The organism is Streptomyces sp. HSS9-12 (assembly GCF_054963655.1).
Window position 1 is genome coordinate 1 of sequence record NZ_JBUEGC010000039.1, and the last position, 22,175, is coordinate 22,175.

Sequence of the window (22,175 nt, forward strand, 5' to 3'; positions counted from 1 at the left end):
GCTCCGGCCTTGGCTCCGGCCTTGGCTCCGGCCTTGGCTCCGGCCTTGGCTCCGGCCTTGGCTGCGGCTCAGCGTACGGCGACGGGGTGAGAAGTGCTGCGGCCTCGGGCTCTGTAGCTTCGGGCTCCATGACTTCGGCCTTGGCAACCGGAGGCGCCGCTCCACCGGGCACGCTCTCCTCCGCACGCGCCTCGGGCTCCGGGGCCACCGGCTCGATGCCGAGCCGCTCCAGCTCCGCCCAGAGCGGGGCCAGCGCCTGCTCCCGGTCAAGGTAGAAGCGGCTGCCCCGGATGCGTACGAACGTCCAGTCCACACGCTCCAGATCGCGCTGGCGTGCGGCGGCCGTGGCGGCGTCCTCGCCCTCGGCGAAGGCGTCACCGTCGCACTCGATGGCGAGCCGCCGCGTACCGCCCTCCACCACCAGGTCGATCGCGTGACGGCCGACCCGGTATTGCGGGCGGACCCGGTATCCGCGACCCGTGAGCTCCAGGTAGACCTGCTGCTGGAAGAGGTTCTCGAAAGCCTCGTGGCGCTGGTCGGGCAGCACCTCGTCCGTCACCGCGGCGACGCTCTCCTCGGCCGGGCGGGTCAGGTGGTCGAGGTAGTGGCGACGCAGATCGTTCTCGTGGAACTGCTCAGTGCGGGCGCTGTGAAACACCCAGACCTGGTCGCGGGCGCGCGAGGCGGCGACGTTGATTCGCTGTTCGTACGTCTTGCCGCTGTAGCCGCCCGGGACGCCGCCGCCCGCCGTGGTGGCGGAGTTGACGCAGGAGATGAACATGATGTCGCGTTCGTCGCCCTGGAAGTCCTCGGCATCGCCGACGCGGATGCGGCGCTCTTCCCGCTCCTCGTACGACAGGCGCGCCACCAGCAGGTTCTCCAGCTCCTGGAGGTGCGCCTTGCTGCCGCGCAGGCTGATCACACCCATGGTGCGGCCCTCGTACGCCGGGTCCTCGCAGCAGCGCGCCAGCGCTTGGACCAACGCCTCCGCCTCGGCCTGGTTGACCATGCGGGTGTTGGCGCCGACGGCCTCTCCGCCCTCGACGTACACGGTGCGCACCGGGGGCAGACGGTCGGCCCCGTACTGGCGCAGCGGCAGCAACTGCCCGTTGTAGCAGAGCTCGTTGGAGAACCCGATGATCTCCGGCATGCAGCGGAAGTGCTCCTTGAGCATCAAGGTGCCACGACCGCCCGCGAGCGCCTCGGTGAGGTCGAAGAAACTCGTCTCCGGGCCGAACAGGCCCTTGCGGGGTCCCGGAAGATCGGTGAGCAGTTTGTCCTGGAGCTTGAAGTACTCCTCCTGCTTCAGGCCGACGTTCGAGGGGCTGACCTGCTTGCTGTCGCCGACCACGACGACGCGGTCGCCGAGCCAGGTGAGCAGCATCGCCTCGAGGCCGGACTGGCTGGCCTCGTCGACGATGACCACGTCGAAGATTCCCGGCCGGTCCATGGGCACCGTCTCTGCCACTTGATGCAGCGGCATGATCCAGGCCGGCACCGCGCTCTGGGCCTCGCGCAGCGCGTTCTGTGCCTCCCGGCGGTAGCGGTGCTGGTACTTGCCCTTGATGCGACGCACCGCCTGCTGGTAGGCCTTCAGCGCGGTGGTCTGGTCGCCCGTCAGCGTCCCGAGGGAGCGGTGCCAGGCGCGGGCGGCGGCCAGCTTCTTCAGGGTGAGACGGACCTCGTCGTCGGCCTCGGCCAGGCGCGTGCGCAGCTTGCGCTCGGCCTCCGGGTCGGTGAGGCGCTCGATGCGTTCCCGCCAGGCCGACCAGGCCCAGGACTCGGCGAGATGTGCGAGCCGCTCCTCCCACTGCGGGTCCTCAGGGCTACCGATGATCCGCTCAGCGAGGCTTGGAAACGCCTCCCGCACCGGCGTGAGCGCGGCTTCATGCGCGGCGCGCAGCCGGGCCGCCTCGCGGACCCCGGTCAGCTCCTCGCAGGCCTCGCGGTACCGCTGTGGGTCCTGCGCGGCGACCGCGTCACGGGAGCGCGCCAAGGCCGGCGAGGCGCCGGGCCGATCGGTCCAGGTACGCAGCAGGTCGGCGGCGCCGGCGATGAGGCGGCGCGACTGCTCGGCGGCACGAAGCGTGACCCGTACGCGCAGCAGGGAGCGCACAGCGGTTTCGGTGCTCTGCTCGTGCCACGGAGCGGCGGCGAGTTCAGGGGAGGTCGCGGCTGCGGTGACCACGTCGGCACGGGCCGCCCCGACGGCCAGCAGGGCGTCCAGGGCCTCGAGGTCCTGACGCAGCCGGGCGAGGCGCCGGCCGTGACTCTGCCACGGTGTTCCGGCGGCGCCCCACTCGCGCTCGACCTCGGCGAGGCACAGTTCCAACCGGACACGGGCGAGCACCTTCGCGGCGCTGTCAACGTCCTCAGGGGGACGGCCGTCCACCTGTACCTGCTGGACGAACGGGCCGACGATCTTGGCGAGTTTGGTACGCGTTCCGAGCGCGCCGCGCAGCTTCTGGCCCTGACTCAGCCCGTCGTGAAGGGTGGTCGCCAGGCTCAGCGCCGCGGGCGGCTCGTACTGCTCGAGTCCGGTGACAAGCGTGGCGCCGAGCGTGCCGAGCGCGGCGTCGGCCGCGGTCAGCGCGGCCGTGACCGCGGTGTGGCGGGTGCGTATCTGCCAGTCCTGGCCGGTGAGCACGGAGTTCAGACCGGCCGTCGCCCACTCCCCCGCAGCGGCAGCCTTGGCGGTCGTCCCCACCCGGGCCGTGGCGAAGGCGTCCAGGGCGGTGCTGAGACGCTGCTGTTCGGCGTCGGTGAGCCCGTCCACCAAGGCGTCGTAGGAGGCGGCGACCGACTCCTGGCGTGCGGCAGCGTGCGCCTCCTCCGCTGCCCGTACGGCGCCGACGGCCTCCTCGAAGTCACCGGGCGAGGGCAGTTCGGCCGGGCCCGGGACCTCCGCGGCCAGCGCCTGCTGCTCCGTCGTGTAGCCGCGGGCGGTGTGCAGCAGCCGCAGTGCCTCTCCGGCGGTGAGCGTGGCCTGCTGCCGCGGCACGGGGCCGATCCACTCATGGCGCGAGGCCTCGGCAGCCAGCCGCCCGGCTATCTCCTGGAGACTTCCGCTGTAGTCGCCGATCTCGGCGGGGAAGCGGTGGGTCTCCTGCTCGCGCAGGGCGTTGAGGTCCGTCAGGATGCCTTTTTGCGCGCGGCGGGCGGCCGCGAGACGGACTTCGAACTGCTGGATCTCGCGGCGGGAGGCCTTCGGGTCGTAGCCGGCGAAACGGCTGAGGATCGTGTGGACCGAGGCCTCCAGCTCGCGCTGGGCGCTGGTGCCGTCCTCAGTGCGGCTGACACACAGGTCCCGTACGCTCTCAGGCAGCTTCTTCCGCAGGACGCGCAGCGCGCGGGGAGTGTGGCTGGTGATCAGTACTCGCTTGCCCTGGGCGAGCAGGTCGGTGACCAGGTTGGCGATGGTGTGGGTCTTGCCGGTGCCGGGAGGGCCCTGGACGACGACGAGCCGATTGCCCCGCAGCCGTTCGGCGATGGTGCGCTGCTCTTCGTTGGCGGGCAGCGCAAAGTAAACCTCATCCGGCACACCGTCAACCTTCTCGGCCCTCTCCTGGTCGGCTGCGGTGAGCGCACCGTCCCCGCCTGCGATGTACCGCAGCAGATCGGTCGGCTGTGCGCCACGCTCCACCCGATTCGCGATGGCGGACAGCGCCTCGAGCGTGGAGCGGCGGGTGCGCTCGCGCAGGACCAGGGCGGGAGTGAACCCGACGACGGGGATGTCCAGGGCGCGCGGCCGCTCGCGGTCGGTTCCGGGCAGGTAACGTCCCGCGCTGTGGGCGGCGTTGGTCCAGCTGCGCAGCGCGGTGTGCAGATGCTCCAGCCGCTCGGGCTCGGTGGCGTCCGAAGCCTGCTCGAGCGCTTCGCGGATTTCCTCGCGCACGACTCCCTGCACGTGCTGCTCGGCGTCGAGCATGCCCTCCTCCAGGAGGAGGCCGGGGGCGCTGCGATCGGGAGCGGCGGTGAGGATTCCGGTGGCGGGGTCAAGGTGGAGCGTCGCCCGGTGGGTGACAAGGTGCCGCTCCACACGGTCACCGGATGATGACTGCCAGGTCAGACGGCCGAAGCCGAGGACGAGTTCATAGGACTCGCCGAGGTTGGCGGCGTCCTCGTGCATCTTGTGCAGGCGGTCGTAGAGCTTGACGAACGGATCGATGGCACGCCGTCGCTCCGCCCATTGCCGCCAGTCCGACTCCCAGGCGGCGTGGAGCTTCTCGATGTGCTCCCGGCGGGGGTGGTCGTCCAGTTCGTGGTATGTCTTCTCCAGGGCGATGCCCCGCGAGTGGTCCGGGAGTTCCGGTTCGATGCGACGGCGCAGGTGCGGGGCGTGCTGGGCGGTGAAATCGCGGACGCGTGCCTGGTCCACCCAGGGAGCCAGCTGGGCCGGGAGCTGCGGCGGCTCCTCGCGTTGCGGCCTTTCGACGGTCAGCCAGGCGGGCTCGGCGGTGGGTACGGGACCGTCCAGCACGGAGGCGATGCGCGCATCCTCGGGCAGGTCTGCGAACCAGACGGTGCCCTGGGCGCCGTCGAGGGTGCGCACGGGCCTGGTACGGGATTCCTCGGCGGCGGCAAGGAACCGGAAGATCTGGCGCACGCGGGTGGTGTCGGTGTCGGTGCCGGCGCCGTGGACGGCGGCGGAGGCAGAGGTTTCAATGTCCGTGCCAGGCACGGGGTCTGCGGTCGCAGGCCGTGTCTCCACCGGGGCGGACGGCTGCGGCGGCACGAGGTGCAGCACGGGCACGCGGGGATCCACCGGCCGGGACACATGGGCCTTTGGCGCGGTGCTGAAGGTGACGCCGTCACGCTCGTCGTCATACGCGAAGCAAACCTCGATATCGAGCTGTTCAGCCGAACCGCGGGGAATGCTGTAGGCCCAGGTTGCGGAGACGGTCCTGCCGGGCGGCAAGGTGCCTTCCAGATCTGCGTCGAGCAGATCGGATCCGTCGTCGTACACCCGGCGCGCCGCCTTGCCGTTCGCTCCGCAGCGGATCAGAAGCTCGATCCCGTCGAGTTCGAGCGTCCGCCCCGTGCGGTTGGTGAGGTACACGGTGCACGACACCAAGTCGTCGCCCTTGCGATGACCACGTGCATGCTCGGGTTCGACCAAGCGGTACGGCCGTACATCGTCCACCCGGACCTCGAGCCCGTCCACGTACACATGGGTCGATCCGACCGGCCGGATACCGTCGTCCACGACCTCGACATCGCGCTTGCTCACGCATCCCCCCACAGGTGCGGCTTGCCATCGGGTGGCCGCTGGGAGCTCACATCAATCACCCGGACCCGCGAGGCCGTGAAGCGCCAGTTCCGCAGATCAGTTTTTTACATGTGAACTCAGTACACGACAAAGATACTAGCAGGCTCGGACACAACTTCCCCTTTGATGCCCGGTAATGGCCGCAGGGACAGCGCGGACGGCAGGGCAGCCCCGGACCGGGCACAGATGCGCCGGGCCGCACCGGCGGTCAGCCGCGAGGTGAGTCGCCCACTGGCAAGAAGGCTCGACCAACTCCCACTCGGCATCCGAGAGAGAGACCCTAATCCGGAGTGTGTTCAATGACAGCGCGACGCTGAGTAGCTCAGACGTTGTGTCATTTGGTGAAGCAGCGGTGGGTGATGAGGGGCTGCGGCTATGCCGACGAAGGCAAGGGGGCTCGGCCTTGCGTTCGTAGCGGCGATGCAGGAGTGAGACCTTGGTGGAGAGATTGGAATACGCCGACGCCGGTGCTCGGTCGACGCCATACTGGCACCGCACACATGTCAGCTGACCAGGGCAGCCGGTGGGTGCTCCGGCTGCCGGAGGAGTTCCGGTGTCGCTCAGAGACGGCCTCAGCGGCCTTCGCTTGCGAGTGCGGCCCTGGCTGGCCGTCGTGGCCGTCAGCCTCGTGTCGGTGGTGGTTCTCTGGGTATCCGATCTGGCTCCGGAGTGGTTCTCGACGACGGTAAGCGCAGTCGTCGCGGGCGTTCTGGTGGAGGAGGCTGTGCGACGTCAGCGCCTCGCTCCCCGCGGGGAGCCGCTGTCCTGCCATGCCTCGGTCACGGCCGTCGGCTATCTCAGCGTACCTGGGCAGTCCGGTGAGCCCGCGCGAACCGTCCCGGCCAGCGGTCACACCGTCCGACTGCATGTGACAGCGAATGAACGCACCGTTGTACTCACCGGACTCCGGGTTGTGGTGATCGAGCGCCGCGAGCCTCGTGGGGACTTACATCCATCCGCAGGCGTACTCCCTGTTCGGGCGTACACCGTCCTCCTCGATGAGGATCCGCCCCGGCTGGAACCGCAGGGTGCCGATACGCCGTCGGTTTTCTCCTACAAGGTCGGCCCGGACGATCCCGAGACCTTCGAGCTTCGCGTGCAGACCGAACGCTGGTACGTGGCCTGGGTGCTGGAGCTTGACTGGGTGGACGGCAGTCGCTCCGGAACCAAGCGGATCGAGCTCGCCGGACAGCCGTTCCGTACCGTGGCGCGGCCGCCACGAGGACTCAGTTGGGAGGGTGCGGCGTGACATGGCTGCCATGGTCGAAGGAGCGGCGCGCGGAGAAGCGCCGCCAAGGGTACGTCGAGCGTGGCGAGTTCTTCGCGGCACGGGTTACGGGCTACAGCCATGTGACCGTGGTACTCGAGCCAAGCGACACCGTGGGCCCGGAGCCGCTCCACGTCCCGGCATCGGGCCACAACCTGTTCCTGGAGATCGCGGCGAACGGCAGCACGGACGTGATCCTCACCGCCGTGCGTGCCGAAGTGCTGGGCCGCGAGGAGATGGAACCAAGCGGTGTGGCGCTGGTTCCCCAGCCCGGTCCGGGGATGGTCCTTGCTCCGGACTTGGCCGAGGCGCGCCGACTCGGCCTCGAGAACTACCGGCCCATAGAAGAGCCGGACCTCGAGGTGTACCTGGACGAGGACCCTCCGCTGGTGTGCCCGGCGGCCGAGGACGCCACGGCATCCGGCCTTCCCCTGCGCATCCCTGTCGGCACCACGGACCGTATCGTCCTCGCCCCGCTCACCGACGACCGCCGGATCATCTCGTGGCGTCTCATCGCCGAGGTCTCCTACGGGAACCACCGCAGCAGCGCGGACTGGCCGCTCCTCGCGACGGCAGAAACCACGATGAACACCTTCCACCCTGATGGCAGGCGCACCTTCGCCCCAGCACACCACATCGCTCCGCATTGGAAGCCGCGCCGCGGCCCCTCCGCCGACGACGAGCCGTACAGTGCCGGTTTCTCCGTGCATGGGCACGGCACTCCTTCAGGCATGGTGGGCACTGCTCTGTCCACCGGAGGAACCTCCGATGAGACGGGCACGTTGCGCGTCGTCAGCTATGAGTCGGAGGTGCCCTCTACCGAGGCTCCGGCAGTGGACACGGTCAAGACGGTGCACCTCGTCCCCGGCCGGTGGCGGATGGACGTGAGCCTCACCCGGATTCCGGATCCGCACGGCGAACCTGCCACTCCCGCCTGGGCCTACGCCAGCCACGGAATGGAGAGTCTCGGGCAGCGAGAGATCCTCACGCTGGTGCTGGATCCGACCGAGGCCGGGCCCGTCACCTTCCCTCTCGAGCAGATCGTGCGGCTCGGCGGCATGGGGTCACGCGGACGCCGGCTCCGTGCGGGCGAGACGTTCCTCTTCGCAGATCACGAACGGTTCGAAATCGACCCACGGATCAGCGGTTTCACCTACACCGAGATCCGAGGCCGGTGGCTCGACCAGCTGGCCGACGCACTCGGGTACACGAACACCAGGCCGCTGGTGATGCTGCCGCTCCTGGGACCCGAGGCGCAGGCTGCCGGCGAGTACGGTCAGGTCCGTCTCCTCAGCATGCTGGGAGAGCACGCAGCCGTCTTCCCATACCCACAGTGGTTCGACGAACGCCGCGACGCGGTTCTCGATCTCCCCGCCCATGCCGAGGCCACGCTGCTGGCGAGGACCCCCAGATACCAAACTCCCGGCCTCTGCGCCCACCTTTCCGGTACACGTGTCGAGTTGGAGGTTCCCGCAGAGGACACCCGAAGCCTGGGTGACAGGCTCGGACACGAATCGGAGACCGTCACCCTGCTCCTCGGGCTCGCCGCGGACATCGAAGGAATCCTGACCTGGAAGCCCGGCTACGAATCGGCAGTCGCAGGGGAAGTCCCCATCCGACGAGGCGAGGAGACCATTCCCCGGCTGTCCGGCAACTTCATCCTCCTAGGCCATGGTGCGCCCGAATCGCTCGGAGCGGTGAAGGAGGACGGCTTCCTCTTCGTCCTCAGCGATCACGACTGGCACGGACTGCTGAGCGCCCTGCGGCACGGCCACCCCTTCCACTGCCCAGTTGGCGGCCAGGTGAGCGAACTGGCCGTCCGCATCCAGCCCAAGGGCATGCAAGCTGCGTTCTAACAGGCCGTCAAATTCACTGACGTCGTCGCCCCGCCGACGCACAGCAGCGCGTCGGCGAGCCCGAAAGGGTTCGTCCCGATGCACGTGCTGACACGCAAAGAAGGCATCGCGGACGTGTGACGCGAAAGCGCACGCTTCCTGCTGGACATCGTGGTGCAGCAGATTCACCTCCGACGGCGGTCTTGGGCCGGTGAAACTCGCGCTCTGGACCAACACGAAGGATCACGCCAAGACCGCCGTCTCCGCCTGCCGAACTCCCGGCTGAGTGACACCTCCCGGAGGTTCGAGGTCAGGCCAAAAGGAACAGGCCTACGTGCTCACACCGAGACTCGCTCAGCACCAGCCGCTGCAGGCATCGGCGAACCGCTTGAACGCGGCCTTGGTCCCCGATCCGGCGATTCCGTCGATCGGGCCGGTGTAGCCCCAGCTGTTCTTGAGCAGGCGTTGCAACGCCTTCACTGTGCCGCTTCCCACGATTCCGTCGATCGCACCGGTGTAGCCCCAGTGCGCCTTGAGGTTGCGCTGGAACGCTTTCCAGCTATTGGTGCCCAGCTGACCGTCGATCGCGCCGGTGTAGCCCCAGTTCACCTTTAGCCAGCACTGGACGTTCTTGGCTTGCCCAGTGCTCAGGCCGAGGTTGACCACCGCGAGCGGGACGGCAGCCTCGGAGCTCGCCGCCGGCTTCGAGGCCGGCGCTGACACCGCGAAGCTCGCGCCCGCACCCGCCAGGCTCCCAGCGGCGAGCCCGACAGCGGCAGTGACACTGACGAGTGTCCTGGTCAAAACACTTGATCGCATGCGTTTCCCCCTTCGGGTCGTAGGGCGGCACCCGACGCGGCTGACGTGGTCATCATCGGCCGCGTCGATGCGCCCTCTCTTGGTGGCAGCGCGCAGAAACGACCGTGGTCGTGGTAGACCCGCCCGCTTCAGCGCGATACAGGCAGAAGTTACCGCTTCTGCGGTATTCGGCTGGGCCCCGCTGTGAGAATTGGCTGATAAAGGACCATAAAGGATGCCCGCTGGCTGATCCGCCTCGCCCACCCCCTCGTCCCCCCTTGTTGAAGTGCCACCTCGATGTCAGACGCTGTCGTCATCCCTACGCCTTCCCACCCCCTTCACCCAAGCTGCCGCGAACGCACAACGAGCGGGTCCTAGGATGTCCAGTGGCCGAACGGTTCTGCTTTTGGCCGCCAACTGTCCATCCATGCACGGGGGTTATTCATGGGCGACATCGAGATCAAAACCGCGCGGGTACGCGCCGCAGCCGCCGACACCGAATCCCTGTCCCAGCAGGTCATGAAGCGCCTCGGCCATTCTCTCGACACCAGCGACGAGGTATACACCTCCCACTACGGCAACGGCTGGGAAAGCCCGGTCCACCTCAAGGTATGCGCCGAGAAATGGGAGGAGCACATGATCTCCCTCGCCAAGAAGATGGGCGAGCTCAGCCGCAAGCTGCGGGACTCCGCCGACAGCTACGACAGCGCGGACGCCGAGGCGGAGTCACGACTGCGCGCCGGTCTCAACGACCTCGGGAGGGCCTGATCATGGTCTCGTACGAAGGGATCAACAACGCGCTCCCCAAGAAGTGGGCGACCGCGGCCGACGAATGGCACGCCCTCGCCAAGTACGCCCTCGATGCGGCGAAGGACCTGCGCGAGTACGGAGCCAAGCCGCTCGCCGACAACTGGACCGACGAGGTGGGCGCCACCGCCGCGGCCGAGTTCGAGCTGCTCGCCAACCAGCTGGAGGCTGCCTACGACATCCTCCTCGCGGTCAACATGGTCGCCGACGGCATGACCACCACCATCGAGACGGCGCACAGCACCATGCGGGCGGCAGTCGACCTCGCCACCCGCTACGGCCTGGAGATCGGCGTCGACGGGACGATCACAGGCCCGCCCCCGCGCAACCGCACGGAGGCCGAGGAGATTGGCCCCTACCGGGCCGAGGTGCAGGACCTCATCGACCAGGCCGTGGAACAGGTCACCGCCGCCGACAAGCTGGCCGCCGCGGAATTCACCAAGCTCGGCAATCAGACGGGCGTCACCGACCCCTCCAAGGCGCTGGGCGAACTCCAGACCCACGCCTCGCACGTCCAGATGACGATGCTCGCCGGCGACATCCCGGTGAACGAGGACCCGACCACGGTCCGCCAGTGGTGGAACGGCCTGTCCGCAGAGCAGCGCAAGGACATGATGCTGGCCCAGCCGGTCACCATCGCCAACCTGGACGGCATACCGGCGGATGTGCGGCAGGAGCTGCGCGGCAACGGCAAGTACGACCGAGTGAAGCTGGTCCAGTACGCCCTCGACAACTGGAACAAGGACGACCCGACCGACTTCGGGAACAACTGCACCAACTTCGTCTCCAACGCCCTTCATCACGCGGGTATGAAGGAGAAGACCAGCTTCTGGGAGGGGACGACGGGCGACGACACCTGGATGATCGGAAACCGCACCGGTGTCGACTCGGTCGACAAGCGGCTCGCCTACTCCGACACCTGGGCCGCCGCGGAGAACCAGCAGAACTTCATGCTCAAGCACGGCGGTACCGAGGTCCCGCGGTCCGATGTGAAGCCGGGCGACATCATCTACTACGAGCAGTCAGGCCCCAACGACTCGATCGAGAAGGGCAATACCCACCACGCGGCGATCGTCACCGCGGTGATGCCGGACGGCGAGATCAAGTACACCCAGCACAGCGACTCGTACCAGAACGTGAGCCTGGAAGGCCGGCTTCCGGCGACCGAGAAGCACGAGGGTCAGCAGAACATACGGATCGTCCGTCCCAACCCGGACTGGTACTGATGACCACGAACACGCGGATACGACCGTCTACACCCTCGATCTCCTGGCGACGTCGGTCCCTGCTGGTGCCGGTGCTGGTGGTCGCATCGGCCGGACTGCTGGCGGCCCACTTCTCCTTCGACGGCGACACCTTCCAGAACTGCAGGTACCTCGGCCCCTCCACGCGGATGTACGTCACCGCCTGGGCCGCCCCGGTGTGCGGCCTGGCGGCCCTGCTGCTCCTGCTGGCCCTGCGTCGCGGCGCGCACCACCGGGGGCAGCGCCCGGAGGCGGCTTGGCAGGGGCGGGTGGCCATGGGGGCCGCGTGCCTCGTCCCCGTCCTGCTGCTGGTACAGCTCGCAGCCTTGTACTGGGTGTACGAACCCGACCCGTCCGGAGGACACGACTGCTCGGGCGTGGTGACAACCCACAGCCCAACGAATGCCTTGTCACTGCATGCCCGCTGGTGAACCGGCCCGCGTGGTGGGAACTCGTGATATCGCGGCCCCCCCGCTGTCCGGGGCAGGGCGCGCTTTCTGTGCCCTGCGCATACCGCACAGTCGCAGGACTCTAGGCGGGCACGATGCGCCACGTAAAGGACGTTTGACCATGGTGTGCGTGGCACGTGATCCGAGGTGCTGAACGCTTGATCTTCGGCGCATCGCTCGCCGCCCCTGCCATCACGGGTGCGGCTCGTAGCGGCAGGTACCGCGCGCCTCAGGGGGTGCGGGCGACTTCGGCCCACACCGTTTTGACGAAGGCGTCGCGGGGCGCACAGCCCCAGCGGTCGGCGAATGCCTGAACAAGGAGCAGGCCGCGGCCGGACGGCGAGTCGGGGGCCGGTGAGGACGCGGCGGACGGCGGGGTGCGTTCGGGGCGGGCATCGGAGACCTCGATACGGACCACCTCGGGGAGGAGGACCAGCCGCAGCTCGAAGTCCCGGCCGGGCAGGCGGCCGTGGGTGATCGCGTTCGCGGCCAGTTCGGCGGTGACCGCGGCCACGGAGGACGCGGTGCCGGTCGCGTACGGGATCCCCCAGGTGTCGAGCTGCTCCACCGCGAGCCGGCGGGCGAGGCGGGCGCCGCGTCGGGTGGCACTCAGGCGCACCGTGAAGGTGGGGGTGGCGGTGGGTAGTTGGGCGGCGATTTCCGACTTCATGGCGTAACCGTCCCCTTACGCAGATAGCCTGACCAGGTCGGACGTCCGTACCCGGGCTCTCCGTACGGCCCGGGTACGGGCTTGTACGGGTCACGGCCCGTGACCGGGGACGGCGTCCCGCGTTGAACCGCGAACGCGACGGATGTTTGGGGCGTGGGGCTCATGGGGAACAGCCGCCCGAGGAAACGGGACAAGGACGACGACCGCCCGGCCATCTGGGTCGGTTACGGCAAGCTGGTCAAACTCTTCCGCGAGCGGGCCAAGCTGACACAGCAGGAACTCGCCGACGCTGTCGGCTACTCGTACGAGCAGGTGGCGTCGATCGAGCAGGGCCGACGCCCGGCGAAGGCCGCGTTCACGGAGGCGGCGGAACGGGTGCTGGGGGCGGGCGGGGCGCTGGGGGTGTTGCAGGAACAGGTGGATCTGGCCAAGCTGCCCGCGTTCTTCCAGGACTTCGCCGTCATCGAGACCGAGGCTGTGAGCCGGTTCTCGTACGATCCGCTGCTCGTGCCGGGGCTGTTGCAGACGGAGGAGTACGCGCGGGCGCTGTTCTCGGGCCACTGCCCGCCGATGGACGAGGAGATCATCGAGCAGCACATCGACGCGCGGCTGAACCGACAGAAGGTGCTCACACGCACGCCGATCGTGGAGCTGGCGTTCATCATCGGCGAGAGCGCACTGCGCAACCCGGTGGGCGGCCGGGAGGTCATGCGAGCCCAGTGCCAGCAGCTGCTGAAGGCGGGCGCGTTGCGGAATGTCGAAATCCAGGTCATGCCCGCGGCTCCCGGCTTCCACCCGGGGCTGGACGGACCCTTCGTCCTTGTGGAGACCCTGGAACACCGTCACATCGGCTACATCGAGTCCCAGGAAATCGGGGTCGTGGTCAGTGACCCGCACAACGTGAGCTCGCTCGGCTTGCGATATGGCAAGCTGCGATCGCAGGCTCTACACGTAGAGGAGTCCGCACGTCTCATCGAACGCGTGGCAGGAGAAGCATGAGCACGGACCAGGACACGAACGACGTCGGCCAGCTCAAGTGGTTCAAGAGCAGCTACAGCGGATCGGGCGGCGGAGACTGCGTCGAGGTGGCGGCCAGCCCCGGCACCGTGCACGTGCGCGATTCCAAGGACACGGCCGGGCCGACGCTCCGCTTCTCGCGCGAGGAATGGCGCGCGTTCGTGGCGTTCGCGACGGCGATACCCGGATGAGTTGAGCCTCGCCCGTCAGACCTGACGACACGACCTGGCCCGCCCGCACACCGTTGAACGGCGTGCGGGCGGGCGCGGTGGTGGGCGGGTCAGAAGAGGGCGTCGTCGGGCGGGGAAAGCCCGTCGTCCTCGAAAGAGGCGCCGGAGGATGAGAGCGTGCTACCGCCCCTTCCCACGGCCTTCTGACGCCTGGCCTCTTCGGAGGGTTGGGGCATGTCGGGGTGCTTCTTCGGCTTCTTGTGCAGGCCGAGGAAGACCTCGTCGGCGTACGCCTGGTGGTTGAGCTGGCGCAGCCGGTCGACGATCTCGGTTCGGGCGAGCAGCCCGATGGTGTAGCGGGTGCCCTGGTCGGTCTCGTGGAAGCCGTGGTCGAGCGGAAACGTCTCGTGTGTGGGATCGGCGGGCAGTGTCGTCCCGGTCTCGTCCAGCAGATCGTCCCAGCCGTAGGCGGCAACGGTCGCACGGTCGATCTCCTCGTGGATACGCCGAAGTTCGACGATGTCGTCGTCCTGGCAGTCGGGATCGTGGACAAGGTTGTACGTGGCAGTAAGCCCGATATTCCGGCGCAGCATCAGCTCGCGGCGGTACGTGTCGAGACGGGTTCCGGCAGCCCGGAGGGCATCGGTGAGCGGAGGGCGGACAAGGGTTTCGAACACGTCGGTGGGGGTGTAGCGGAGGTCGCCCTTCAGGGTCGAGGCGCGGTCGATGGCCCACCAGTAGTGGGGAGCGCTGCTGAGCACGGCGAGCAGGGCGGGGCCATCCGAGGCGAAGACAACGAGCGCTTCACTGAAGACCTGCCCGTTCGGCACGATGACTGGCATCACGACCTTGCTCACGCGCGTCAGGACGATACACCGCTCAAGCGGCGCTATGGCCTTCACCAAGGCCGGGCGCTTTTCCGCGTATTGCCACCAGTAGTCGCGATAGACCTTGCGATTGCTCTCGTCCCGCTCCGGTTTCACCTCACGCAGGACCTTCTCGTGTGCGTTCGGGTACTGCTCAGCCTCCGCCAGCTTCCAGTCCTGGAAGTTGATGACCCAGCGGTCCGTCCCGTACCAGGGGTGGTTGTTGATGTCCTGACCGTTGAGATACGGGAACACGACCTGCGCGTAGCGCTCGTCCTCGGCGATCCATGCTCGGGCCTCCGCCTCAGGCAACGTGAAGCCCAGGCCCAGGACAATTGCCCCCTGAAACGACAGACCGCCGTTGACGTCCAGCGGCTCTGCCCACGAGGCTTTGCGAGTTGCCGGATTCAGGGACGTCGAGATACCGCTCGGCGCCACGAGCCCACCCAGCACGTACGCGGCCTCCTCTCCCACCGGTGCCTTACTGGTCCACACCGCGCAGTACTCCAGCACCGCCGAACGCGACGGCCAAGGCGCGCTCTTAACCGCACGCCGGATCTCGACACCTGCCCTCTCCAGCTGGTCGAGCCCGACCTCACGCGTGTCCCCCTGAGCCAGGGTGTTGGTAGCGATCAGGCCCGTCTGCCCGCCCCGGTTCAGCAGCTGGTGCGCCCGCAATTCGAAATACGCAACAAGGTCGGCACTCCCGCGCTTGCCGTCCGCGAGGTAGTCAATCACGTACTCGCGGTAGGCCTCCCCCAGCGCTCCCGTGAGCTTCTGCCCTCCCAGGAATGGCGGATTCCCCACAATCGCGTCGAACCCAGCCCGCTGCGTAAACACCTCCGGAAACACCAGCGGCCAGTGCATCGGCACCCGCTTCAGCCCGCCCTCCGGCAGCTCGCTCGCCAGCCACTCATCGGCGGTCGCCCGCGCCTCACGCACGACCTCTGAGACGTCGGACACCCCCTCGGCGACGATGCGGCCCACGATCCGTTCCGCCGTCGGGAAGAGGTTGCGCAGGCGGTCGCCGCTGTCCTCGTCGTACCAGGGGACGCGGCCCGAGGCGCAGGTGGCGAGGCCGGCGCCCACCACCAGATCCCCGACGAGCTTGAGGCGGGCCGCGTGCTCATTGACCTCGGCCAGGCGCTCGCGCTTCTCCATGAGGGCGGGCAAGTCGATGCCCTTGATGGCCGTGATGGCGAGGCGTTCACTCGTCAGCTGGTCAACGCGGTTGCGGGCCCCCTGGACCCAGCCGAACACGTCGTCCTGGTGCGACGGGGTGAGGCTGATGGTCTCCAACTGCTGCATATTGGCAACACCCAGCAGCGAGTCACCCGCCACCAGCCGGTCGTCAAGGAACGTGAACGGCCGTGTCGGGTCCATGGAGACCAGCCACAGCGACAGCTTGGCCATCTCCACCGCCATGGGGTTGAAGTCGACCCCGTACAGGCAGTGCTCGATGATCTGGCGCCGGGCCTCGATGACGACCGGGTCCTGTTCTGCGTCCGCCGCCGTCACGGCGTCCACGGCCCGGCCGGCCCGGTAGGTGATCGCGTCGGCCCGGTCATCGTGTTCCCAGGCTTCGATCAGGCGCTCCCCCAGGTAACGGCACGCGGCCACCAAGAACGCCGCCGAGCCCATGGCGATGTCCGCCACCTTCAGCGACAGGATCTCTTCCGACGACTTGAGCCGCCACTCCCCCGTGTCCGCCGTCTGGAGCGGGCCCGGCCCGTAGACCAGGGGCTCCAAGGCATGGCGGACGACCTCCTCCGCCAGGTCCCGGGGCGTGTAGTGCGTGCCGGTGTTCTTGCGGAAGGAGGACTCCGTCACGTACAGCGCGCCGGTGCCGATGACCACCGGCAGGTCGCGCAGGTCCCGGCGTATCAGGCCGAAGAACGGCAGCAGGCGTTCGGTCAGCGCCGCGTCCTTGCAGGCGGCGAGCAGCAGACGGCGGGCCTCCGCCTCATCCTGCCCCTTCAGCGGGGCGAGCAGCTTTTCCAGCTTCGCGGCGCTCGCGGGCGGCTTGGGGTCCCTCCACGTGTCGTGGATCTTCTTGGCCAGGGCCTTGACGTCCTTGCTCGACGCCGCCAGCGACTCCAGCTCCCGCAGCGGGACCTCGTGTTCCACACCCGGAGGACCGATCAGGCCGGCCATCGGCTCGACGGCGCGCTCGCAGTCGTACGAGAGCAGGCCCTCGTACACGTAGCCGATCTCTTCGACGCCGAGGGCGCGGAAGCTCAGCGTGCGGGTCTCGGCCTGCTTGCCCGTGCCGACGCGGACCTCCTGGACGGCCTGGAGCATGTGCAGGACTGTCCGGTCGTCGATCGGTAGGAGGGACGAACCGAGTTCCAGCCAGGGGTACTTGTTCGGGTCGAAGATCGATCCGTCGTAGGCGGGCAGGTGGAGTTCCGGGTGGTCCACTCCGCCGTACACCGCGTGGAACAGGGCGATCAGCCGGTGCCAGGCCGCCGTCGTGTGCTCCAGCGATGTCTCGCCCTCCGCGTCGGCGCGGGCCTTCAGCTCGGCGCGCAGGAAGCGGGCGGAGTACGAGGCCGCGTACACCTCGTTGTCGGCCGGCAGCAGGCCGCGCTCTTCGGCGAACAGCAGGAAGACCACGCGCATCATCACCGCGACCGCGCCGCGGTAGACCTCGCCGGCCGTGACGTCCTGCGCGTGCAGGCCGGGTGCGCCGTTCGCCATCGCGCGCGCGTCGGCGCGGCCGATCGCGTCGACCAGCAGCTCGACGGCCTGGCGGACCTGGACGCCCAGCGCGTTGGTGACGTCCTCGCCGGCCTCCTGGCTCTGCCGCAGCAGGCCGGGCAGCGTCTCCGGCTCGTCGTACGCGAAGAAGCGGCGGCGGCTCAGGATCGAGATGAAGGCGCGTACGACATTGCGCTCGGCGGCCTCGTTCCAGCCGATGGCATCGAAGACGGCAGTGGTCGTGACGCCGCCGATGGGCGCCCAGACCAGGCACCACCAGCGGCCGTCCGTCACCAGGCCCAGCGGGACGCCGTGGTGGCGCAGCAGCCGGGCGAGCCGGTCGGCGGGGCTCGCCGCCCATTCGCCGCCCCAGCTCGGCCGCACGGTGGGCACGGTGCCGACGGGGACGGTCATGCCGAGGACGCGTACGCGCTTGGCGGCGGCGTGCGCGGTGGGCTCGGCGGCGAGCTGGGCGCCCGGCTCCACGAGGGCGAAGTCGGCGGTCAGGCGGGCGTTGTGCTCGGGTACGTCGACGGCGAAACGGTCCAGGTCCAGGTCGTCCTCGTCGCCCTGGCGCAGGGCGAGCCCGTCGCCCCACTCGATCAGGTCGCGCAGGACGTACGCGGTCCACTCGTCCCGGCCGGCGATGCTGTCGGCCTGCCAGTCGGCGTGGCGGGCGCGCAGCCGTATTCGCTCGCCCTTCTCCAGCGCGTCGAGCTGGGGCCAGGTCCGGAGCAGCACGGGCATGGTGAGGAACGGCCCGGAGACCTCGGTGAGGTCGAGCCACTCCTGGTGCTGGGCGCGGCCGTCGAGGGCCTTGGCCTTGGCGGCGGCGAGGCCTCGCGAAGTGGATCGGGGGCTCATCGGCGGGCTTCCTTTGCGGGGATCACGAAGACGACGGCGACGGGGAAGAGGTGCGATCGTGGGTCGCGGTAGCGGTCGGCGATGGCGGCGTGTTCACGCTCGCGTTCCGTGGCCAGACCGTCGAGGCGGTACTGCCAGCGGGCGCGGTCGTCCTCGTACTGGCGGCGCTCCAGGGCGGTGAGTTCGCGGGCGGTGAAGAAGCTCATCTGCTCGCCGGCGCCGTCGCCCTCCTCCGTGAGCTTGGCGCGCAGGGTGGATTCGAAGCGGTCGAGGGTGGCGGTGATCCGGCGCTCCTCCTCGGTGCGGCGGTCGGCGAGGGCGTTGCGCAGGGACTCGCCGCGCTCGTCGGCGCGCGCCCGCAGAGACCGGTAGAGCGGCTGCTGGAGGCGCGGCCAGGCCTCGCTGAGCTGCTGACGCAGATGCGGCGCGGCCTCCGAGCCGCCCGTCAGCGCGCGGGCGAGGACGGCTCCTTGGGTGCGTACCGACTCCCAGCGGCGGAAGCGGCCGGTGTCGCCGAACCAGCCGCCCGCGTACAGGATCTCCTCGTGCAGCCGGGTGCCGTCGGTGCCGACGAGGACGTAGCGGGCGTAGGCGGAGACGAGGGTGGTCTCGACGGCGGGGTCGTCGGTGACGACGGCGGTGACGCGGTGCAGGCCGACGCTGTCGGCATTCCATACGGCTGCTGTGAGCAGCCTGGTGGAGAGCGCGACGAGCGGGTGCTTCAGATGCGCCAGTACGACGTCGTCGCGGCCCTCGGCGGCGATCTTCGGGTCGAAGGTGACCGGGCGCTGCTCGCCGGGGCGCAGCCGGTGGGCGAGGCCGCGGGTGGCGCGCTCCCAGGTGCCGGACAGCGGCGGGACCTCGTACAGGCCGTCCTCGAAGTCCTCGTGGTGGTACGGGACGAGGGGCTGCTGGTGGTCGAGGGCGAGGGCGGTGTCGACGGCGCGCTTGATGTTGGCCGGGGTGAGGCCGAGGGTGGTGACGGTCTCCTCGTACTGCTCGGCGAGGCGGCGGGCCTGGGCGGTGACGTTCTGTTCGGGGGCGACGGTGCCGCCGGTGCGGCGGCCCTTGATCTGCTTGGGCTTGGCGTTCTCGATGTCGACGGGGGCGGTGTCGCCGGTCATGCGGCGCTGGACGGCGTCGGCGATGACGGCGTTGACGGAGCCGAGGTCCTCCTCCATGCGAGCGACCTTGCGGGCGACGCGGGAGAGGAATTCGAGATCGGCCTCGTACGAGCCGGCGGCGGCCTTCTCCCAGCCGGAGCCGATGAAGTGGGTGATCTCCGGGTCGTTCTTCTGGCCCCAGCGGTCGATGCGGCCTATTCGCTGTTCGAGCTTGTTGGGGTTGAAGGGTATGTCGTAGTTGATGAGCCGGTGGCAGTGGTTCTGCAGGTCGATGCCCTCGCCGGCGGCGTCGGTGGCGATGAGGATGCGCACCGTGCCCTCAGGGCTGGAGGGGTCGGACTGGAAAGCGCCACGGATCTGCTCGCGCTCCTCGACGCTCAGGCCGCCGTGCAGGACGGCGATGCGGCCGTCGTCGGTGAGTTCCTCCTGGCGCAGCAGGTCGAGCAGCCACTTCTGGGTGTCGCGGTACTCGGTGAAGATGACGACGCGTTCGCCTGTCCAGTGCCGGTCGGGCCGGCAGATGGCCTTGAGGGTGCGGATCAGTGCCTCGGCCTTGGAGTCGGCGGCGGCCTCGTGGGTGAGGGCCCAGCGCTCCATCTCCGTCAGCAGGCGGAGTTCCTCGCCGTCCTCGGCGGGGGTGAGGCTGGTGGAGCGGGTGAGCGCGGCGTCCTCGGCGTCCGCGAGGCCGAGGTCGTCGAGGTCGCCCACCATGTCGGTGAACTCGTCGAGCCAGTCGGGGACTTCGGAGGCGGCGGAGCGGGTGCGCCCGCCGGTGTCGTCGAGATGGGAGAGATAGATCCGGACGGTGTGCAGGAAGGCGGCCGGGGAGGAGAACAGGCGCTTCTTCAGCAGCAGGGTGACGAGGTCGGCGGCGCGGCGGCCACCGCGTGCCCCGGGGGTGAGCTTCTTGCGGCGCAGGTCGGCGAAGCTGCCGAGCAGGCCGTGGATCTCGCGCTCTGCCGGGGTGTATTCGACGGGGAGTTCGCGGGTGACGCGGGTACGGAAGCGGGGGGTGCCGTCCGGGCTGGTGATGTTGGATTTCAGGCGCCGCACGACGGTGTCCTTCAGCGCTTCCTTGTCCGGGTCGACGCCGCGTGCGAACTTCTGGTCGTCGATGAGTTCCAGCAGGGCGGTGTACGACTCGGGGTAGCCGTTGTGCGGGGTGGCGGAGAGGAACAACCGGTGCTCGAAATGCGGGACGAGCCGCCGGATCAGCTTGGTCTGCTGGGAGTCGACCGCGTACACCTGCTTGGGCGCGGCGGGTGCGACGTGGTGCGCCTCATCGAGGACGAGCAGGTCGAAGAAGCGGCGTATGCCGTCACCCTCGCGAGCGGCCTCGCCGGCGGGGACCACCTCGTCGAGGAGCCGCTGGGCCTTGGTGCCGCGCAGCCAGGGCAGGGACACGATGGTCAGCGGGTGGACCCGGAACGGGTTGGCGGCGGCGCCGTGGGTGCGGCGCAGCCGGGCGCAGTGCTCGGAGTCGACGATGGTGAACTCGAGGCCGAACTTGTCGTGGAGCTCGTCGCGCCACTTGAGGGTCAGGCCGGCGGGGCAGACGACCATGACGCGACGGGCGCGGCCGCGCAGCAGCAGCTCCTGGACGACGAGGCCGGCTTCGATGGTCTTGCCGAGGCCGACGTCGTCAGCGAGGAGGAGGTTGACGCGGGGCGCGCCGACGGCGCGGGAGACGGGTTCGAGCTGGTAGGGCTCGACGGCGACGCCGGAGCGGAACGGGGCCTGAAGGGTCTTCACATCGGCCGAGGCGACGGCCGACCAGCGGACGGCGTCGAGGAAGGCGGCGAGGCGCGCGGGCGGATCGTACTGGCCGGTGGAGGCGTCGGGCAGGGAGCCGGCGGGCAGCACACGGCGGCCGGGCTCGACCTCCCAGATGACGGAGAGGGTGTCGCCGAAGCGGCCGTCGGCGACGGACTGGAGGTGGACGAGCGTCGCCGGCCGGCCCTCAGCGGACGGCGCGGCGGGCTCGACACGGGCCACGACCCAGCTCTGGCCTCGGACTTCGACGAGGTTGCCCTCTTCGGGCAGTCGCCCCTGGGGTGCTGTGGTTGTGTCGCGCTGGGCTGTTGCCGTCATGGCGGTGGCCGGCCCTTCCCCTCGGGTCCGTCGTGGCGCCGACCGGACATCCCGAACTCCCCACCGGTCGGCAGGAGTTAGGGTAACAGGAATATTTACCCGTGAACATAGTTCACGGATTAGAGGGATTCGCGGAGGAGCCGGTCGAGGCGGGCGAGCAGCAGTTCCGTACGCGTCAAGCGTTCGGTGTCCCCGGGAAGATGGCCGTGCAGGTCGTCGCGCAGGTGCGCGAAGAGGTCACGGGCACGGCGGTGATCCCCGGACCTCGCCACCAGGACGGCGATCTCCTCCCGGGTGCGCAGCACCTCCGGGTCGGTCGGGCCCTGGGCGCGGCGCTGTGCGCTCACGCCGGGTACGGGCCCTGCGGCAGCACGAAGGGGCGGCGCGGGTCCTCGGGGACGAAGCGGCGTCCGGCAGCACTGCCCGGGTCAGCGGCGGGCAGGAACGGGGCGAGCGCGGCGTACACCTCGGCCGCCGAGGCCGGGCGCTCCTGGGGAACCTTGGCGAGAAGCGCGTACAGCAACTCCTGGAGCCCGTCCGGGACTTCGGTGCCGGCAGCGGCGATCGGCGGCGGCTCGTCACGCAGATGACGGGTGGCGAGCAGGGCGGGCTGCTGCGGCGGGAAGGGCGGGGCTCCGGCGAGCATGCGGTGGAGCAGGCAGCCGATGGCGTACAGATCGCTGCGGCCGTCGAGGTCCGGGGCGCCGGAGAGCAGCTCCGGGGACGCGTACAGGATGTTGCCGGGACACTCACCGGTCATGGCGCGACCGGCCGGTCCAGGTGCAGGTCGTGCCCGGCCCAGACGTGTCCCATTCCGCCCTTGCCGAGCTGTCTGTTCAGCCGATAGCGGTCGTGCAGCACCGTGCCCGCAGCGATCACATTCACAGCTCTGCTCCATGTCCTTCACATGCTCCACACCACAACGATGCGCCCTGTGAACAAAGTCAATGACCGTAGTAGCCTGCCAGGTGCTACGGGATCACGCGACGCCACGTGCCCCCGCC

Annotated in this window: 15 protein-coding genes; 7 read left to right on the forward strand and 8 right to left on the reverse strand. The window is 69.2% G+C overall.

The annotated features are described in order from the left end of the window. Positions 1–5,230, reverse strand: a 5,230-nt coding sequence (locus tag ACY34J_RS20320) for an AAA domain-containing protein (RefSeq protein ID WP_462761967.1), incomplete at its 3' end; no start/stop codon positions are given. A 592-nt stretch (positions 5,231–5,822) separates the two neighbouring features. Here ACY34J_RS20320 and ACY34J_RS20325 point away from each other — a divergent pair. Next, positions 5,823–6,518 carry a hypothetical protein gene (locus tag ACY34J_RS20325; RefSeq protein WP_462727957.1) on the forward strand — a complete coding sequence of 232 codons (696 nt, stop codon included), beginning with the start codon at positions 5,823–5,825 and terminating at the stop codon, positions 6,516–6,518. Next, the gene (locus ACY34J_RS20330) at positions 6,515–8,392 is read left to right on the forward strand and encodes a hypothetical protein (RefSeq protein ID WP_462727956.1); all 1,878 of its coding nucleotides are present in this window, start codon (positions 6,515–6,517) and stop codon (positions 8,390–8,392) included. Before ACY34J_RS20325 ends, ACY34J_RS20330 begins: the two co-directional genes overlap by 4 nt. A gap of 333 nt (positions 8,393–8,725) precedes the next feature. Here ACY34J_RS20330 and ACY34J_RS20335 read toward each other — a convergent pair whose 3' ends face one another. Continuing rightward, entirely contained in the window at positions 8,726–9,190 is a 465-nt protein-coding gene (locus ACY34J_RS20335; protein WP_462727955.1) for a peptidoglycan-binding domain-containing protein, read from the reverse strand. 423 nt (positions 9,191–9,613) lie between these two features. Here ACY34J_RS20335 and ACY34J_RS20340 point away from each other — a divergent pair, with 423 nt between their 5' ends. Genes ACY34J_RS20340 through ACY34J_RS20350 form a run of 3 tightly spaced genes read left to right on the forward strand, consistent with a single transcriptional unit; the run spans position 9,614 to position 11,651 of the window. After that, positions 9,614–9,937, forward strand: a complete 324-nt coding sequence (locus tag ACY34J_RS20340; RefSeq protein ID WP_462727954.1) for a type VII secretion target — start codon at positions 9,614–9,616, stop codon at positions 9,935–9,937. 2 nt (positions 9,938–9,939) lie between these two features. Further along, positions 9,940–11,202, forward strand: a complete 1,263-nt coding sequence (locus ACY34J_RS20345; RefSeq protein WP_462727953.1) for an amidase domain-containing protein — start codon at positions 9,940–9,942, stop codon at positions 11,200–11,202. Further along, positions 11,202–11,651 (forward strand): hypothetical protein, encoded by a 450-nt coding sequence (locus ACY34J_RS20350; protein WP_462727952.1) that lies wholly within the window; start codon positions 11,202–11,204, stop codon positions 11,649–11,651. Before ACY34J_RS20345 ends, ACY34J_RS20350 begins: the two co-directional genes overlap by 1 nt. Before the next feature lie 247 nt (positions 11,652–11,898). Here the strand turns inward: ACY34J_RS20350 and ACY34J_RS20355 are convergent, their stop codons facing one another. Continuing rightward, positions 11,899–12,339, reverse strand: a complete 441-nt coding sequence (locus ACY34J_RS20355) for an ATP-binding protein (RefSeq protein WP_462727951.1) — start codon at positions 12,337–12,339, stop codon at positions 11,899–11,901. Between the two features lie 162 nt (positions 12,340–12,501). On the opposite strand from ACY34J_RS20355, the gene ACY34J_RS20360 reads away from it, so the two are divergent. Both ACY34J_RS20360 and ACY34J_RS20365 read left to right on the forward strand, forming a co-directional pair. Next, the gene (locus ACY34J_RS20360) at positions 12,502–13,338 is read left to right on the forward strand and encodes a helix-turn-helix domain-containing protein (protein ID WP_462727961.1); all 837 of its coding nucleotides are present in this window, start codon (positions 12,502–12,504) and stop codon (positions 13,336–13,338) included. Then, complete coding sequence (locus tag ACY34J_RS20365; protein ID WP_462727950.1) at positions 13,335–13,547, forward strand: DUF397 domain-containing protein; 213 nt, start codon at positions 13,335–13,337, stop codon at positions 13,545–13,547. Before ACY34J_RS20360 ends, ACY34J_RS20365 begins: the two co-directional genes overlap by 4 nt. Before the next feature lie 89 nt (positions 13,548–13,636). On the opposite strand, the gene ACY34J_RS20370 is transcribed toward ACY34J_RS20365, so the two are convergent. From ACY34J_RS20370 to ACY34J_RS20390, 5 genes are all read right to left on the reverse strand, one after another. Further along, complete coding sequence (locus ACY34J_RS20370) at positions 13,637–17,956, reverse strand: Eco57I restriction-modification methylase domain-containing protein (RefSeq protein WP_462727949.1); 4,320 nt, start codon at positions 17,954–17,956, stop codon at positions 13,637–13,639. Continuing rightward, a complete protein-coding gene (gene drmD / locus ACY34J_RS20375; RefSeq protein ID WP_462727948.1) occupies positions 17,953–21,171 on the reverse strand; it encodes a DISARM system SNF2-like helicase DrmD in 3,219 nt (1,072 codons plus the stop codon). The genes ACY34J_RS20370 and drmD overlap by 4 nt, the downstream gene beginning before the upstream one ends. A 119-nt stretch (positions 21,172–21,290) precedes the next feature. Next, complete coding sequence (locus ACY34J_RS20380) at positions 21,291–21,518, reverse strand: hypothetical protein (protein WP_462727947.1); 228 nt, start codon at positions 21,516–21,518, stop codon at positions 21,291–21,293. Beyond that, positions 21,515–21,931, reverse strand: a complete 417-nt coding sequence (locus tag ACY34J_RS20385; RefSeq protein WP_462727946.1) for a protein kinase domain-containing protein — start codon at positions 21,929–21,931, stop codon at positions 21,515–21,517. Before ACY34J_RS20385 ends, ACY34J_RS20380 begins: the two co-directional genes overlap by 4 nt. Then, a complete protein-coding gene (locus ACY34J_RS20390) occupies positions 21,928–22,056 on the reverse strand; it encodes a hypothetical protein (RefSeq protein WP_462727945.1) in 129 nt (42 codons plus the stop codon). Before ACY34J_RS20390 ends, ACY34J_RS20385 begins: the two co-directional genes overlap by 4 nt. Positions 22,057–22,175: the final 119 nt, after the last annotated feature.